18 protein-coding genes and 3 tRNA genes are annotated in these 15,914 nt (G+C 63.2%); 5 read left to right on the top strand and 16 right to left on the bottom strand.

Annotated features, from left to right (window positions below; translation table 11 throughout):
• Positions 1-5: 5 nt before the first annotated feature.
• The 3 genes from EJ069_RS18745 to traA all read right to left on the bottom strand — a co-directional run bounded on the left by EJ069_RS18745 (position 6) and on the right by traA (position 4,418).
• Entirely contained in the window at positions 6-629 is a 624-nt protein-coding gene (locus EJ069_RS18745; RefSeq protein WP_126062566.1) for an NAD(P)H-dependent oxidoreductase, read from the bottom strand.
• A gap of 415 nt (positions 630-1,044) precedes the next feature.
• On the bottom strand, positions 1,045-1,260 hold the full coding sequence (locus tag EJ069_RS18740; protein WP_126062565.1) for an AlpA family phage regulatory protein: 216 nt from the start codon (positions 1,258-1,260) through the stop codon (positions 1,045-1,047).
• A gap of 128 nt (positions 1,261-1,388) precedes the next feature.
• The gene (gene traA / locus EJ069_RS18735) at positions 1,389-4,418 is read right to left on the bottom strand and encodes a Ti-type conjugative transfer relaxase TraA (protein WP_126062564.1); all 3,030 of its coding nucleotides are present in this window, start codon (positions 4,416-4,418) and stop codon (positions 1,389-1,391) included.
• 174 nt (positions 4,419-4,592) lie between these two features.
• Between traA and EJ069_RS18730 the strand changes: the two genes are divergently transcribed.
• On the top strand, positions 4,593-4,919 hold the full coding sequence (locus EJ069_RS18730; protein WP_126062563.1) for a conjugal transfer protein TraD: 327 nt from the start codon (positions 4,593-4,595) through the stop codon (positions 4,917-4,919).
• A 1-nt stretch (position 4,920) separates the two neighbouring features.
• A complete protein-coding gene (locus tag EJ069_RS18725; RefSeq protein WP_126062562.1) occupies positions 4,921-5,187 on the top strand; it encodes a conjugal transfer protein TraD in 267 nt (88 codons plus the stop codon).
• A gap of 106 nt (positions 5,188-5,293) precedes the next feature.
• On the opposite strand, the gene EJ069_RS18720 is transcribed toward EJ069_RS18725, so the two are convergent.
• The 11 genes from EJ069_RS18720 to EJ069_RS32805 all read right to left on the bottom strand — a co-directional run bounded on the left by EJ069_RS18720 (position 5,294) and on the right by EJ069_RS32805 (position 12,958).
• The gene (locus tag EJ069_RS18720; RefSeq protein WP_126062561.1) at positions 5,294-6,481 is read right to left on the bottom strand and encodes an integrase arm-type DNA-binding domain-containing protein; all 1,188 of its coding nucleotides are present in this window, start codon (positions 6,479-6,481) and stop codon (positions 5,294-5,296) included.
• A gap of 170 nt (positions 6,482-6,651) precedes the next feature.
• Positions 6,652-6,727 (bottom strand) — tRNA-Phe (locus EJ069_RS18715).
• Positions 6,728-7,069: 342 nt separating this feature from the next.
• A complete protein-coding gene (yacG, locus tag EJ069_RS18710; RefSeq protein ID WP_126062560.1) occupies positions 7,070-7,285 on the bottom strand; it encodes a DNA gyrase inhibitor YacG in 216 nt (71 codons plus the stop codon).
• On the bottom strand, positions 7,282-7,908 hold the full coding sequence (locus EJ069_RS18705; protein WP_042640800.1) for a Maf-like protein: 627 nt from the start codon (positions 7,906-7,908) through the stop codon (positions 7,282-7,284). Before EJ069_RS18705 ends, yacG begins: the two co-directional genes overlap by 4 nt.
• A gap of 19 nt (positions 7,909-7,927) precedes the next feature.
• The gene (gene infA, locus EJ069_RS18700; RefSeq protein ID WP_006200926.1) at positions 7,928-8,146 is read right to left on the bottom strand and encodes a translation initiation factor IF-1; all 219 of its coding nucleotides are present in this window, start codon (positions 8,144-8,146) and stop codon (positions 7,928-7,930) included.
• An 87-nt stretch (positions 8,147-8,233) separates the two neighbouring features.
• Positions 8,234-8,686, bottom strand: coding sequence for a low molecular weight phosphatase family protein (locus tag EJ069_RS18695; RefSeq protein WP_281059989.1), 453 nt, complete (start codon positions 8,684-8,686; stop codon positions 8,234-8,236).
• Positions 8,687-8,786: 100 nt separating this feature from the next.
• Positions 8,787-9,272: a UPF0262 family protein gene (locus tag EJ069_RS18690; RefSeq protein ID WP_126062559.1), complete on the bottom strand. Its 486-nt coding sequence runs from the start codon at positions 9,270-9,272 to the stop codon at positions 8,787-8,789.
• Positions 9,273-9,274: 2 nt separating this feature from the next.
• Positions 9,275-10,567, bottom strand: coding sequence for a histidinol dehydrogenase (hisD, locus tag EJ069_RS18685; RefSeq protein ID WP_126062558.1), 1,293 nt, complete (start codon positions 10,565-10,567; stop codon positions 9,275-9,277).
• A 2-nt stretch (positions 10,568-10,569) separates the two neighbouring features.
• Complete coding sequence (locus EJ069_RS18680) at positions 10,570-11,004, bottom strand: DUF2948 family protein (protein ID WP_042640811.1); 435 nt, start codon at positions 11,002-11,004, stop codon at positions 10,570-10,572.
• A gap of 345 nt (positions 11,005-11,349) precedes the next feature.
• A complete protein-coding gene (murA, locus tag EJ069_RS18675; RefSeq protein WP_126062557.1) occupies positions 11,350-12,642 on the bottom strand; it encodes a UDP-N-acetylglucosamine 1-carboxyvinyltransferase in 1,293 nt (430 codons plus the stop codon).
• A gap of 139 nt (positions 12,643-12,781) precedes the next feature.
• Positions 12,782-12,958 (bottom strand): hypothetical protein, encoded by a 177-nt coding sequence (locus EJ069_RS32805; RefSeq protein WP_189341467.1) that lies wholly within the window; start codon positions 12,956-12,958, stop codon positions 12,782-12,784.
• A 224-nt stretch (positions 12,959-13,182) separates the two neighbouring features.
• Here EJ069_RS32805 and EJ069_RS18670 point away from each other — a divergent pair.
• A tRNA-Thr gene (locus EJ069_RS18670) sits at positions 13,183-13,257 on the top strand.
• 76 nt (positions 13,258-13,333) lie between these two features.
• Positions 13,334-13,408 (top strand) — tRNA-Cys (locus EJ069_RS18665).
• Between the two features lie 67 nt (positions 13,409-13,475).
• Here EJ069_RS18665 and EJ069_RS18660 read toward each other — a convergent pair.
• Both EJ069_RS18660 and EJ069_RS18655 read right to left on the bottom strand, forming a co-directional pair.
• Complete coding sequence (locus EJ069_RS18660) at positions 13,476-14,222, bottom strand: GGDEF domain-containing protein (protein WP_245456175.1); 747 nt, start codon at positions 14,220-14,222, stop codon at positions 13,476-13,478.
• Positions 14,223-14,446: 224 nt separating this feature from the next.
• Positions 14,447-15,157: a thermonuclease family protein gene (locus EJ069_RS18655; RefSeq protein ID WP_245456174.1), complete on the bottom strand. Its 711-nt coding sequence runs from the start codon at positions 15,155-15,157 to the stop codon at positions 14,447-14,449.
• A 218-nt stretch (positions 15,158-15,375) separates the two neighbouring features.
• Here EJ069_RS18655 and EJ069_RS18650 point away from each other — a divergent pair, with 218 nt between their 5' ends.
• Positions 15,376-15,912 (top strand): hypothetical protein, encoded by a 537-nt coding sequence (locus EJ069_RS18650; RefSeq protein WP_126062555.1) that lies wholly within the window; start codon positions 15,376-15,378, stop codon positions 15,910-15,912.
• Positions 15,913-15,914 lie beyond the last annotated feature (2 nt).

Raw genomic sequence — 15,914 nt, 5'->3', positions numbered from 1 at the left:
AGACATTAATCGCCGGCAGGCACGCCGACATAGTTTTGGGTCTTGAAGAGCCCGGCCAGATGAGCGGCATTGGAGGCCGCCATCTTGATCATTCTGACCACTTTCTCCGGTGTCCCGGGAAGATCGACGAAGTTGACGTCGCCCATCGCTTCTCCAACCCAGTACACGCCGCCATTGGCGGGAACGGTGAACCCGACATCGTTGAGCGCCTGATAGCACTCGGCATGGCAGTGGTGTGCGCCATCCTCGTTGCCGACGATCGCCACCAGCGCGACCTTGCCGGCAGCCGGCATGCGTCCGCTCTCGTCGGTCTCGGACAGGAAAGCGTCCATCCGCTCCATCACGCGCTTGGCGACGCTCGACGGCTGCCCCATCCAGATTGGCAGGCCAAGGATGAAGATGTCGGCGGCCAGGATCTTTTCCCGCAGCGTCGGCCAGTCGTCGCCTTCGCCCATGTCGGAGAGCACGCCGGGCTTGATGTTGTGGGCGAGCGCACGTGCCGTTTCGCATCCGACGTCATGTGCCGCCAAGGCCTTGGTCAACTCAGCAAGCATTCGATCGGTCGAGGACTCGTCATCGTCCCGAGGCGTCTTGAGTGTGCAATTCAAGGCAAAAGCGGTGAGCGGCATCGAATCTTCCCGACTGAACATGATGACCAACGCGGAGGGCAGACACTGGTTGCCTCTTTCTGCGCAACAGCCAGCGGGAAAGAGTCAGGTGTTTTCATTGGCAAGGTGGGCGTAGCCAGAATGCGGTCGCGACCTCACGCGCCTCAAGCGCCGGTTCGGTTCCGGTTAACGGAGTCGAGTACGAAAACAAAGGTTTAGGTGCAGGGATGCGCAACCTGAAGTTGATGGTGCCAGAGGCGGATTCGAGCTAATGGTCTATGTATTTGAAATTATTAACAAATTTTCAATATGACGAATAGTCGATACCCACAAAATTACCCAAGCAAAACGTTGCCAATGGTTTCACTTCACTTTTCCACAGAAATTGGCGCCATGATACAATGAATGCTATTACTTTTCCATCTCACATCCGGATTTATCGGATTTCACCACCTTCTCGCCTCGGCATCCACGATACGGGATTCTCTACCCATCGATTGATATCGGACTCGCGCCATCCAGCGCCGTTGACACTGATTTTCAACTGGGCAGGGAACGTGCCTTCGGCGATCTTGCGGTAGAGGGTGGAGCGGGAAAGGCCGGTTCGGGAAAGGACGGTCGTGAGGCGGATGATACGGTCGGGTTCTTGCATGGCTGGCCTGCCTCCTGCTGGATGCTTCTGATACCTTATGGTCAAACAGAACGGGGAGGCACGCCACGCAAGACGGATTGCCGCTTTATCGTAAGGTGACGTGGAAACGGCGGCAAATCGGAGGGGTGCTATAGCCCGATGCCGCGTCCCCTGCCAATGCCGTGGCTGAACGCGAGTTCCGCGCCCAGGCGCCGGCCGGATTCGACCTGGATGCCAAGCGCCTTCTTATGATTGGCAAGCAGCGATTCCAGTTGCGGATCGCGCTCGAGACTCGTGGCCATGTCGGACATGGCCGAGCGCGTTGACCTGTAGCCGGACATATCGCCGGCCTCGTATTGGCGCTGGCTTGTCCTTTTTAGCTTTTGCCAATCTTCTACGAAACGGTCGGCCCGGCGGCCCGGATCGGTGCGGATTTCCGTTTCAAGCTGGAGAGCGCGCACGATGCGGTTGACGCGACCGGCTCCGGCTTCGCGCACCAGCTCGGGATTCTTGACGTACGCCGCTTCGGCATCGCGCCAGCCATGCGGCCGAACCTTCTCGAAAGCGTTGCGCGCATCTTTCAACTCGCGCATCTGCTCGGGGCTGACCTGCCCGCCCGCCTTTCCGCTGCTGATAGCAGCGTCGAGTGCGCGCGCGTGGCGCACAAGCGCCTTCGTACGAGCGCTGCGCAACGCCGCTTCCGGATCCACCGGCGTATCCGCCTCGCGCTGCGCTCCTCTGGAGGAAGCTTCTCTTCCAGGTGCGGCATCGCCGTTTTGCGCTCGCCCGTCTTCTCTTCCCGGCTGATGCCCACGGTCCCGACCGGGCTCAGCGTCGGCGGGCGAGCGCAACCCGTCGAGCAGCCCGTCGATCCGGTCGCGAAGCTTCTCGGGAAAGATCCGGCGCACGATCTCGACCACACGCTGTCGGAAGCTGATCCCGCGCCGCTCGGCATAGCTCTGCGCCGGGTGGATCTGGTCGTAATCCGACGCCATGTCCTTGGCGCGGTCGCGTGACAGCGTCCGGACGAGCCGTTCGCGGGTCGCAAAATCATCGCTGCCGTAGTGCAGGTCCATCCCGTCTCGATGTCGCGACATGGAGACGTAGCTACCATGCGCGTCCATGCCTGGCGTCGCCAGCACATGCGTGCGGTCGATCGTCATACCCTGTGCCTTATGAATGGTCGCGGCATAGCCGTGGTCGATGTGGGCATAGTCCTTCAGGTCAAAGCGCACAGATCTGCCGTCGTCGGTGCGCACTGCCATGCTCTGGATGCTGAGCTCTTCGATCACGCCGAGCGTGCCGTTCTTGACACCGAGCGACCGCTCGTTGCGCAGGAACATGACGCGGTCGCCGCTGGCGAAGCTTCTTGCACCGCGTTCCACATCGACGTGAACTTCGTCGCCGAGATCTCCGGCAGCACGCATACGCTCGCGCGCTGATTTGTTGAGCGCGCGCACCTCGTCGTTTGTGTGGGTGAGAATGATTCGGCTCGCCTCGGGCTCTGTCTGCCGATTGCGATCCCAGCGCTCGACCAGATCTCGGCGCGCCTCCTCACGCGTCGCAGCCTGATGCACCATACCTTGCGCGTCATAGGCGTCGAGCGCAGCGCCGATCCTGCCGGTTGCCAGATCGCGCGTGGCGTCACGCTGCCAGTTCTTGCGCTGCCGGCGCACCTGACCGATCTCGACGCCGCCATGACGCTCATGGATGGAGCGGAATGCAGCACCGGCTTCGATCGCCTGCAACTGCTGCGGATCACCGACAAGCACGACCTTTGCGCCGGCGTCCGCCGCATGGGAGAGCACGCGCTCCAACTGGCGCGTGCCGACCATGCCGGCTTCATCGATCACCAGGATGTCGCGCGCGGTAAGCAGATCGCGGCCCTGTCCCCAGCCATGTTCCATGCTAGCGATGGTGCGCGACGGGATGCCGGAACCGCTTTCGAGATTCTCGGCGGCGATACCGGAGAGTGCCGCGCCTCGAACCTCATAACCCGCGGCTGCCCAAGCCTGGCGCGCAATACCCAGCATGGCGCTCTTGCCGGTGCCTGCAAAGCCGACAACGACACCAAGACCGCGGCCATCGATGACGTGATCCAGTGCATCGCCCTGCTCGACCGACAATGCAAGGCCACGCTGCCTGACACGCGCCAGAGCGCCCTCGCGATCCCGATCACTCACCGCATGCTGTCCCTCACCGGCCATGCGTTCTGCCGCGCGATACAGGCGCTGTTCGGTCTCGATCATTTGCCGCGTGGTGAAGCGATCTTCGCCGCGTCTATCCTTGCCGAGTTCGACAAGATCGGGCGCTCTCCTGATGGCCCCCATGACATCGTCGAACTGGTCAATTCCATCGCTGTGGCGATGCGCAAACTTCGCAATGTCCTTTCGGGTAAAGGTCGATTGCTGATGCGTAATGGCATCCAGCGCCACGGATGGATCGGCGACGATGCGTGCGCCGTTGTTGCGCGCGATCTCGCGATGCAGCTCAGCGCGATCTGCTTCAATGCCGGCAGCGTCGAGGCCGCTGCCTTCAATGCGCTGGGCCGGAGCACCGATCTGGGTCTGCGGCTCCAAGGCAATGCCCTGCGTTTCCAGACTACGATGGTCTATGCGGGTGTCTATGTCGAGTTCGGCCAGGCGCTCATTGGCAAGCTCGGCCCATCGCTCCCGCCAGCGCTCGACCAGCTCCGTCTTGTTCCAGTCGCGCACCTTCGCCCCAAAACCATTCTCGTCCACGGACCGCATGGTGAGCATGACATGGGCATGAGGTTTGAGACTGCCATCCTCTGCCCTGTCCCAATGCACATTGAGATCGGCGACCATGCCTCGGCTGACAAAGTCCGCCTGTACGAAATCGCGCGCCAACTCGATGCCTTGCGCCTGGCTCAGTTCGCGAGGCAGGGCAAACTCCACCTCACGAGCCAGTTGCGCATCCTTGCGCATCTCGAAGGCCTCAACGTCGTTCCACAGCCGTTCGCGGTCGCTCCAGGCGTCCAGCGCATTCTCCGGCAGCAGGACCTCGGAATGGACGACGCCACGCTTGGCCGAGAAGTCATGAGTGCGTTCGATCCGCTCGTCGCGCAGCCGAGAAGCCGACCGGTAGGCGGCCGACGCCACGGCGCTGCTCCCTGCCTTGCGGCCAATGACTTTGACATGAAGATGATAGATCGCCATCGCGACCAAACTATTTGCACGTCAAAGCGCACGTCGGCACGACGTATAAGCGCGCCCTCCCTCGAAAAATTCTCGGGATGGACCAGCCCGTCCCGGGCTGTCTCGGCAACCATGAAGCCTTCCGGCAGGCGCTCCCCTATCATCGGCGCATCGACAATCGATGGAGACCAGCACATGCGTAAACCACGTAACCTCGACGCGGAACTGAGGGCGTTGGAAGAAAAGGCGCGAGAGCTCAAAACGCGGAAGGTACAGCAACTCGGTGAACTGGTGATCGCCACCGGCGCCGATCAACTCAGCACCGAAGAACTGGCCGGCGCGCTGGTCGCAATCGCTGAAACGAAGGACACCGCAAAACGTGAGGCATGGGCCAAGCGTGGGGTGATGTTTTTCGAGAGTGGGTCCCGGCGAACTGCTCCGGCATCTCAGCGCGACGTTCGCGGCACTCCAGCGCAACCGGGCAACATACAATCGCCGACAAGGGGCTCTGGCTCGCAATGACATGCGCGGCTGGCAGGTCGAGCGCCGCAAGCGCACCCGACATCTGATCGAGCTCGGCGGTCTCGTCGTCAAGGCAGGCATTGTTGATCTGACCGCCGATGATCGTGCCATCATCTATGGAGCGATGCTCTGGATGGCCGATAAGCTCAAGAGCGATCAAGGTGAACATGCACGAGCACTCTGGGCCGAAAAGGGGAAGGAAGCCTTCGCGGATGAACAAGCAGCAGATAGGCCGTCCGTTTCGCAGGCGGGGCAGGTTCGGATCTGACCGATGGCGGGCGGCGCGAAGACCTCAAATATCGCTGCGACGCCCGCTTCGCCGCAGCAGTTGATGTCAGGTGCTACGGCGGTTGAGGCGCGAATGATGCTTACGACTAATGGTTCGCCTTGAGCGCGTCTAGCAAATCTGCCCACTCCTGCATCAGAGTCACCCGCTGCTCCCAATAGGTGGCGCGGTTGTAGGTCCGCCGGATCGTGTTCTTATCTTGATGCGCTAGCACCGCCTCAATCACGTCTGGATCGTGATTGTTGGCGTTGAGGATGGTGCTGGCGGTGACCCGGAAGCCATGCGCGGTCACTTCGTCCTTGCCGTAGCCCATACGCCGCAGCGCGGAATTCATGGAGTTCTCGGAAAGCGGACGCCTGGTCGAACGGATCGAAGGGAAGACCAGGCCGCCGTGCTCGGAGAGCGGCCAGATCTCTTCCAAGACCCGAAGCGCCTGTTTGGATAGCGGCACGTCATGTGGAGCACGCATCTTCATACGTTCGGCCGGGATGCGCCAGACAGCCTTATCTCGGTCGAACTCGCCGCGGGTCGCGCCCCGCACCTCTCCGGGACGGACGCAGGTAAGGGCAAGGAACTGCAGGGCGGCTTTGAGGGTTGGCCAGCCGTCGTACTCATCGATCGCCCCGAGGAGCTGGCCAAATTTCTTTTCATCGGTAATCGCCGCACGGCCGTTGGCTTTCGGCGCCTGGAGTGCACCCTGGAGCGCCAGGGTGGGATCGGTCTCGGCCCGCAGGGTGACAATCGCCAGCCGGAAGACACTGCCGATGACCCCACGTAGACGCCTAGCCGATTCCCGTCGGCCGCTTTTCTCGATTTTCTGAAGGATATGGAGAATCTCTGCCGGAGTGATCTCTCGGATGGGACGCTTGGTGAGAGGGCTGGCCAAGTCTTCGAGGAGCCATTCGGTTTTGGTCACCGTGGCCGCCGCGGCGTCCCGTTCCTTCATCCGTGTGATGTATTCCTCGGCGATCAGCCCGAAGGTGGTGCGCGCTTCTGTGAGAGCCACAACCTTCTCCTCCTTACGCTTGGCGGAAGGATTGATGCCGGCGATCAGCAATCTCTTGGCATTGTCCCGCCTCACTCTCGCGTCGAGAAGCGAGACAAGCGGGTACTTGCCAAAGGAGAGGATGTTTTCCTTTTGCAGATAGCGATAACGCAGCTGCCAGAGCTTCGAGCCGCCTTTTTGGACGACGAGATAGAGCCCGTCACCATCAGCAAGGCGATACGGCTTGTCTTTAGGCTTGGCGTTTTTACAAGCGAAGTCGGAGAGCGACATGGGTAACGGACCTTCTGGGCATGGGTAATACCCAGATCGTTACCCACAAACTGATGCGTTGCAACGGTACACGGCGGGTCGCCATGAGCGGGCCAGACCAGCCAACCAATTGATTTCTATAGATTAGTAGGACGGCGCGAGAAGCGGTGGGAAGCTATGGGAAAGGCAGGTGGTGCCCAGAGGCGGATTCGAACCACCGACACGCGGATTTTCAGTCCGCTGCTCTACCAACTGAGCTATCTGGGCCTGCGCCGGCTAACGGGATGCGCCCGCCGGGCTTCGCGAAGGCACCAGGCGGCGCCCCTTGAAAGCGCGTGGGTTATAGCACGGGAATCTTGGCTGTCCAGCGCCTAACGGGCGATTTTCCGGGGCAATTGTCGCAGGCGCCTGATGGGGTTCGAACGATGTCGGCAAAGGAGCAATCGCACTTGCCGGCAAAGCCGGGATCTGATTGCCCGCAACCACCCTAAGCATGTCCCGAAGTGGGAACCGGTTTCGGGATAAGACATGCGTAAAATCAAAACCTAAAGCGCATGGAGCGATCTGAAAGATCGCGACGCGCTTTAGAAGGGGGCGTGCCGCTGGCGCTTAGCCCTCGTCCTTGGGGCCCGGCTTCGGGCTGTCCTCGTCGTCCTCTTCGCCGTCACGGCCGGGGATGACATAGGCGCCCTTCAGCCAGCGATTGAGGTCGATGTCCTTGCAGCGCGCGGAGCAGAACGGATAGTGCTCGCGCGAGGACGGTTTTCCGCATTCGGGGCAGGGCCGCTTGGGCCGAAGCGGTGTCACCTTGTCGTCCAGGCTCATGGCCGCGCGACGTGCCAGTTCTTGTGCGCCTTGAAGCCTTCGCCGGAAAGCAGCGCCACGCTCTCATAAAGCGGCAGGCCGACCACATTGGTGTAGGAGCCGACCAGCTTGACCACGAAGGAGCCGGCCAGGCCTTGCACGGCATAGCCGCCGGCCTTGCCGCGCCATTCGCCGGAGGCGACATAGGCGTCGATCTCCTCGCGCGGCAGCCGCTTGAAGCGCACCCTGGTCTCCACCAGCCGCTGGCGCAGCTTGCCGCCGGGCGTGATCAGGCAGACGCCGGAATAGACGCGGTGCGAGCGGCCGGAGAGCAGGCCGAGGCAATTGATGGCGTCGTCGATCGTCTCGGCCTTGGGCAGGATGCGCCGCCCCACCGCCACCACCGTGTCGGCGGCGAGGATGAAGGCGGGCGCGTAATCTTCCTCGCTTTTCAGCGAGGCCAGCGCCTTCTCGGCCTTGTCCTTGGACAGGCGCTTGGCCAGCGAACGCGGATGCTCGGCGCGCTGCGGCGTCTCGTCGACATCGGCGGGCAGCACCCGGTCCGGCTCGATGCCGGCCTGCTGCAAGAGTTCGATGCGGCGCGGCGAACCCGAGGCAAGCACGAGCTTCTGCAGGATGCTCATCGTGCTTAACGCCGATTTGCTACTTGAAACGGTAGGTGATGCGGCCCTTGGTCAGGTCGTAAGGCGTCATCTCGACCAGGACCTTGTCACCGGTCAACACGCGGATGCGGTTCTTGCGCATGCGGCCGGCCGTGTGGGCGATGATTTCATGTTCGTTTTCGAGCTTCACGCGGAACATCGCATTGGGCAGCAGTTCGGTGACCACACCTGGAAACTCGAGGACTTCTTCCTTCGGCATTCGATACCTTTGCTTGGATGGTAGTTCCAGCACCCGGCTGGAAATTGCGGCGGAACCTATATGATAATCGTGCGCTTGTGAACACGCTTAATCCGAAGCGTTTCCTGCCTCTGGAAGCAGGAAACGTCGGCTTATGCGCGTTTTCAGCCGCTCGCGCACGTCGCGATAGGCCGCCATGATGTGCTCGCGCGTCCCGCCGGTGTCGGTCGGGTCCGGCATCGGCCAGTATTCGACCTCGACGGCGAGCGAGCGGGTGAGCTCGAGCGCGGCGTGGTGCGCCTCCGGCGCCAGCGTCACGATCAGGTCGAAATAATCATCCTCCAGATCCTCCAGCGTCCGGGGCTGGCGCTCGCCAAGCGACAGGTCGTCCTCGGCAAGCACCGCATCGACGAACGGATCGCGCTCGCCGGCGCGCACGCCGGCCGAAGCGACAAAGGTGGTGGCGGGCAGCATGCGGCGCGCCAGCTGCTCCGCGATCGGCGAGCGCACGGCGTTCATGCCGCACAGAAACAGGATCGAGTGGGGCAGGGCGGCCGGCACTAGAGCATGATCCCAAAAAGTGGGAACCGGTTTTTGGAAAAGATCATACTCCAACAAAGAGCTGGACCAGGACGGCGGTTCAACGAAACGTCATCCTGATCTAGCCCCGCCAGTGCAGAACGCAGACCAGCGTGAACAGCCGCCGCGCCGTGTCGAAATCGATCTCGATCTTGCCGGCGAGCCGATCCATCAGGGTCTGCGAGCCCTCATTGTGCAGGCCGCGCCGCCCCATGTCGATCGCCTCGATATGGCTGGGCGTCGAGGAGCGGATGGCCTCGTAATAGCTTTCGCAGATCAGATAATAGTCCTTGACGATGCGCCTGAGCGGCGTCAGCGACAGGATGTGGGTGACCACCTCGGCGCCGTTCTCGCGGCTGACGGCAAGGACCAGGCGCGACTCGGCCAGCGAAAGCTTGAGCCTGTAAGGACCCGCGCCGTCGTCGTTGACCGGCTTGAAACTGTTCTCCTCGATGAGGTCGAAGATCGCCACCGCCCGCTCGTGCTCGACGTCGGGCGTCGAACGTCCGATCGTTTCGTCGAGCTCGACTTCGATCAGCCTGTCGCGGGTTTGGTCGCGGCCGGGCATCGCTACATGTTCAGCCTGATCGCCACGGAGCGGGCATGCGCATCGAGCCCCTCCGCCTTGGCAAGCGCGATCGCGGCGGGCGCCAGCGCCTTGAGCTGCTCCGGACCCAGCTTCAGGATCGAGCTGCGCTTGACGAAATCGAGCACGGACAGGCCCGAGGAGAAACGCGCCGAACGTGCTGTCGGCAACACGTGGTTGGAGCCGCCGACATAGTCGCCGATCACTTCCGGGGTGTGCCGGCCGATGAACACGGCGCCCGCGTTGCGCATCCTGGAAAGGAAGCCCTCGGCATCGTCGAAGGCGAGCTCGACATGTTCCGCCGCGATCCTGTCGACCAGCGGCAGCGAGGCATCGAGCGTCGGCACCAGGATCACCGCGCCGAAATCGCGCCAGCTGGCGGCCGCCGTCTCGCCGCGCGGCAGGACTTTCAACTGGCGTTCGACCGCCTGCTCGACCGCCTTGCCGAATTCGGCATTGTCGGTGATCAGGATCGACTGCGCCGAGACATCATGCTCGGCCTGCGCCAGAAGGTCGGCCGCGATCCAGTCCGGATCGTTGTCGGCATCGGCCACCACCAGCACCTCCGACGGTCCGGCGATCATGTCGATGCCGACCGTGCCGAACACCTGGCGCTTGGCCGCCGCGACATAGGCATTGCCCGGCCCGACGATCTTGGCGACCGGCCTGATCGTCTGGGTGCCATAAGCAAGCGCCGCAACGGCCTGCGCGCCGCCGACGCGGTAGATCTCCGAAACGCCGGCAAGGTCGGCCGCCATCAGCACCAGCGGATTGATGACGCCGCCCGACGCCGGCACGACGATGACGATGCGCTCGACACCGGCGACCTTGGCCGGCACGGCGTTCATCAGCACCGAGCTCGGGTAGCTCGCCGTGCCGCCGGGCACATAAAGGCCGACGGCCTCGATCGCCGTCCAGCGCGAGCCGAGCTCCACGCCGGCGGCATCCGTGTAGCGGTCGTCCTTCGGCTTTTGCCGCTCGTGATGCGAACGGATACGGTCGCGCGCGAATTTGAGCGCCTCGACGGTGGCCGGATCGGCCGCTTCATAGGCCTTGGCGATGTCGTCCTTCGACACGGCGATGCCGAGCGCGCCGAGATCGGCTTTGTCGAACTTCAGCGTGTAGTCGATCAGCGCCTTGTCGCCTTCGGCGCGCACGCGGGCGATGATGTCCCGCACCACGGCCTCGACATCGGCCGACACTTCCCGCTTGGTGGTGAGGAAGGCCGAAAAGCGCTGTTCGAAATCGGTATCGGACTGGCGGAGCGTGATGGCCATCGTCAGCCTCTGTGCACAGGTCGCGAGGTGGCTTCCCAGGCGCCGCCGACATCGGCAAGCCGTGCCTCGACGCATTCGACGTCGAGCATGATGGTGCCGCCGCCCGAAAACACCAATTCGACGATGCCGGCCGGTTTGCTGATGGCAATGAAGCTGATCGCCAGCAGCGACAGCACTTCGGCGGGCTTGTCGCGTTGAATGCCGCTGGTCTTGACGCCGAGCACGCGGTCGAAATGCAGAACGCTCTGCCGCCGTTCATTGTGCTGGCGGAACAGGCCCGATTTCGCTTCCCAGACGAAGCGGTTCATGGTCAGCACGAAGCGCTTGGCCGCCGGCAGGTACTCCAGGTCGGAGACCTTCATCACGGCGTCCTGGACATGCGCCGAGACGATGCTCAGATCCTGATCGTCGAGCGCGATGAGCTTGAGAGCTGCCATGCGGAATTTGTACCTAAGGTTGGTTTCAGCCTTCTGTTAGGCGGTCTTTCCGGTCCGTGCAACCTCGGCACGGATGCAGCCAAAGGCAATCACGCCAAGTCTGTGCTGCCCCTCATCGCCCTACCGGGCACTTCTCCCCGTATCGTGACGGGGAGAAGGGAGGCTTTCGTCAGGGATTTCGCCAATCGCGAACGTTGCAGCAAAGGCGACAAGGCTGCAGTCGCGGCCTTCCCCGTTCACGGGAGAAGGTGCCCGAAGGACGGATGAGGGGCAGCGCCAGCTTCAAAAATTGGCCGCCCCAACGCGCGCGGACCTATGTTGTCTCGAGCACCTGCTTCGTGCGCGTCAGCCCGAAATGCGCTCGATCACCGCGCCGCAGCCCGAGAGCTTCTCTTCCAGCCGCTCGAAGCCGCGGTCGAGGTGGTAGACGCGGTTGACCGTGGTCTCGCCCTCGGCGGCAAGGCCGGCGATCACCAGCGACACCGAGGCGCGCAAATCGGTCGCCATGACGGGAGCGCCCTTGAGCTTGGCGACGCCGTCGACGATCGCCGTCTGGCCGGAAAGCGTGATGTGGGCGCCCAGCCGCGCGAGCTCCTGCACATGCATGAAACGGTTTTCGAAGATCGTCTCGGTGATGCGCGATTTGCCCTTGGCCATCGTCATCAGGCCCATGAACTGCGCCTGCAGGTCGGTCGGGAAGGCGGGGAAGGGGGCGGTGGTCACGTCGACCGGCGCAATGCCGGCGCCGTTGCGCTTGACGCGGATGCCCTCGTTGGTGGGCGTGATCTCGGCGCCGGTCTCGACGAGAACGTCGAGCGCCGTCTGCAACAGGTCGGGCCGCGCGCCTTCAAGCACCACATCGCCGCCGGTCATCGCCACCGCCATGGCATAGGTGCCGGTCTCGATGCGGTCGGGGATGACGCGGACACGGGCGCCGGACAGCGCCTCGACGCCCTGGATGGTGATGGTGGAGGTGCCGGCGCCGTGGATCTTGGCGCCCATGGCGATCAGGCACTCGGCGAGATTGACGATCTCCGGCTCGCGGGCGGCGTTTTCGAGCACCGTCTCGCCCTTGGCGAGCGAGGCCGCCATCATCAGCACATGGGTGGCGCCGACCGAGACCTTCGGGAAGACGTAACGATTGCCGACCAGGCGGCCATTCCGGGTCTTGGCCACGACATAGCCATTGTCGACGTCGAGTTCGGCGCCAAGCACCTGCAGCCCCTCGAGGAACAGATCGACCGGCCGCGTGCCGATGGCGCAGCCGCCGGGCAGCGACACCTTGGCCTCGCCCATGCGGGCAAGCAGCGGCCCGATAACCCAGAAGGAGGCGCGCATCTTCGACACCAGCTCGTAAGGCGCGGTGGTGTCGACGATGTTGCGGGCGGAAAAATTGATGGTGCGCGAATAGCCTTTCTGCTGGCTCTCGCGGCGGCCGTTGACGGAATAGTCGACGCCGTGGTTGCCGAGGATGCGGATCAGCTGCTCCACATCGGCCAGATGCGGCACGTTTTCGAGCGTCAGCGTGTCGTCGGTGAGCAGCGAGGCGATCATCAGCGGCAGTGCCGCGTTCTTGGCGCCCGAGATCGGAATGGTACCGGCCAGCTTATTGCCGCCGACAATTCTGATGCGATCCATAAGAAAACGTCCCCTCGGCCAGAACAGGCCGGTTCAATCGGTTGATGCGCCCGGCTTAGACCATTGGCCGGTTTGGTTCAAGAAATAGGATTTTTCCCGAAACCGGACCGACTATGGCCGGGCAGTATGGCTGATTTGGTCAGTCCTTGTGCATTTTTCCAGCAGCCGGCAAGCCTTCCGACCGCTGATCGGCGTCGCCAGCGCGCCGCGAACGCGTCTGCGCCTTGCGCTTCTGCAGATTGGCGCGCAGCGCCTCGGCCAACCGTTCCTTGCGCGCGGCTTCGCCCTTTTTCGGTGGATTTGTCTTGTCGTTCATCATCCATCCCTGACCGGCGGCTCAGCCGGCCACGATTCCGCAATGGCTAACATTTTAACGCGCCTATGTCATGAAAGCAGGCCGTCCGGCGGGTTTCACGCTGTGGATCGGCCGCGCATGCCGCCCCAACCGCTTAATGGCGGCCAAGAATCAGATGCGACGCTTTGGGTTTTTCTTGGCCTTGCGCTTGCCGGTTCGATATGGCAGAAGCGCCGCCATCGCAGGCTGCGGTAGCTCAGTGGTAGAGCACTCCCTTGGTAAGGGAGAGGTCGAGAGTTCAATCCTCTCTCGCAGCACCAGCCTTCCCTGTAATTGGCATCGGGCAGCGCCTGACGATGGGTCTGGCGCCAACCCATGGCAATGTCGCGCCTGCGAGGCCTCGTGGCGGAATGGTTCACGCAGAGGACTGCAAATCCTTCACTCCCGGTTCGATTCCGGGCGAGGCCTCCAGTTCCAGCGCCACCATAGCCCAGCCGCATTTGCCGGTGCGGCCAAGAAGCAGACCGATCGCGCCGGTTCAGTTGGTGACGTGCGACAGCCGCAGGCCGGCTTCGTCGGGGGCCTCTGCCATGCCTTCCTCCGCGAAGCGGTACATGTCCTCGAAATCGAGCTCATGTTCGAAGACGACGCCGCCGACGCTGATCGCAAGCACGTCCTTGTCGCCCTTCGGCGCGAAATAGATCTCGCCGACCGCGCCGCGAATACGCTCGCCGATCTCCTTGGCGTCCTGGTCGCTCGCACCCGGCAGGAAGACGCCGAACATCGAGGTTCCGAGACGGCCGATCAGATCGTCCTTGCGCACCGCGGATCGGATGGCCGATGCGATCAAGCGCAAGGCCTCGTCGCCCCATTCCAGACCGAAGCGCAGGTTGATCGACGCCAGATGCTCCGGATGGATGACCAGAAACGCGCCGGAGCGCGGACCGGCCGGCCTCGCCGCTCTCCTGTCGACCATCGATGTGAACACCTTGCCGTTCAGACAGCCGGTCAGCTGATCGTAGGTGCCGGATTTGGTGAGTTCCTGCCGGTAACGGCGGATCTCGATCTGTTGCCAGCCGGTGAGGGCAAACAGCGGCAGGCCGATGACGATCGGCACGATGATGGCCGTGGCGGCCCCGCGGGCGAACGGCGTCAGGCTGTCGCTGAAAAGCATCAGGTAGTTCAGCGCCAGCGAAAGGGCGACGCAGCCGGCGGTGCCAAGCACGGCCAGCAAGATGAGGTGCTTCCACGTTTGAGCCGGCGCGATCGGTGTTTTCGTGGTCAAGGGCCAATCTCCTGTTCGACGCATTGCTTTACAGGAGGTCCGTTGCAATTTCGGTTTCAGGGAAGCGTACAATTTGATGCAAAGTCGGCTTCTTCTCCATGGAAGCGCTGGATCCGGCGCACCGGCTGCCGTTGGATCAGGCCAAGTTTTAAAAGTGCCGAACCGCTCTGACCATTCTGCTTTCACGCAATTCCGTGACGGAAACCGGCTTTCCCGCGATTGCGCTATTGCGGTGGTCCGAAAATGCCCATCCTGGCTTCTCTCGCCACCGCTTCCGCCTTGCCGTAGATGCCGGTGGGAGCGGCCAGCGCCCAGCCGTTGGAGACCAGCCAGGCCCCGACATCCTGCTTGCCGAGCGCGCAGGGCGCGGCGATGGCGAAGCGGTCGGCATCCGGCGGCAGCAGGCATTTGAGCGCCCGGCCGCGCAGCCAGGCGTTGAGGGCGGCCCGCGCGCGCTGGCCGCAGGGCCAGGCAGTGTTGTCGAACGTGCAGGTCCTGTCGGGGTCGATGCCGATCGTGCCGCTGATGGCGACCCTGCGTCCCATGGCCTCGAAGACCGCCGAGGAGGTCGCGACCGGGCCGAAAAGCAGCGTCTCGCGCCAATCCCGCGGCATCGGCGTCTTCGGTCCCGGCGCGAGCCCGAGTTCGCCGAGCGGAGGGCGCGGCTCGATGCGCTCGATCCCGGATGGGTCGAGCGGCGGCGGCGCAATGAGATGCTCGGCGATCTTGCGTGCCGGCTCGCCCGGCCGCGTGTCTTGAACCGGGACCTGAGAGGCAGGCTCGAGGTCGCCGGCATCCTGGGTCGGCGCGACCGGAGGCGGGTCGGGCGGCAGCCAGCGCCTGCCCTCGGCGATCAGCAGCATGCCGGCGAGCAGCCCGAGACCACCGAGCATCGGCGCCAGCAGCGGGCGGCTGGGCGGTCTCGCCTGGCTCACGCGCGGGCCTCCATGGGATCGCGCCGGCAGCCGGTGTTGCTGCTCGATCCCAACCCGTTAGCTCCTGTCGACACGGCGCCACCCCGACTGTTGAATCCGTCCGCACATTAGATCCGCACATTAGACATGAGCGACATTCCTTGAAAAGCAAGGCGTTGCGTTAAGTCTCGCGCAACCAATGCATCCTAGAATCGGTCATCGGATGTCGAGGGGATGACATGATGCGCAAGCCGATACTGCTTTTTGCCTTTCCGGCCCTGATGCTGGTTTTGCTGGCGGCGGAGCGGATGGCGGCACTGCTTCTCGGCTTTTATCCGGCGAGCCCCGCCGTGTGGCACGCCTGGCTCGAGCTGCGGCCGTTCTCGACCATGTTCTGGCAGCAGGCGCATGTCTATCTCGGCGGGTCGATGGCCGTCGACGCCGCTATCCTTGTTTTCGCGGCGGGCGCCTGCTGGATGATCTGCCAGGCAAAGAGGTCGGCCGGCTTCTTTCTGGCCAATCACGCAGCCCTGATCTTCGCGGGGCTTATGATGGCGCAGAGCAGTCACGCGGAAACGGCGAGCACCGTTGCCGCGTTCGTCACACCCCATGGTCTCCAGTTCTCGGTTATGGTCGATCTAAGCTTGCAGAACTGCCTGGTGTTGTGCCTCGGTCTCGCGGCGTGCGCCTATTGCCACGTTGCTTTCCTGCGCGAGGCGAAACTGCGCGCCGAAGCCCGCTCGGTTCGTATGCTTGCGCTGCAGCGCGATCTGTAAGC

The sequence above is a fragment of the Mesorhizobium sp. M2A.F.Ca.ET.043.05.1.1 genome, from assembly GCF_003952445.1.
Lineage (GTDB): Bacteria > Pseudomonadota > Alphaproteobacteria > Rhizobiales > Rhizobiaceae > Mesorhizobium.
Note: the sequence above shows the minus strand (reverse complement) of the source record. Positions and strands in the feature narration are given on the sequence as shown.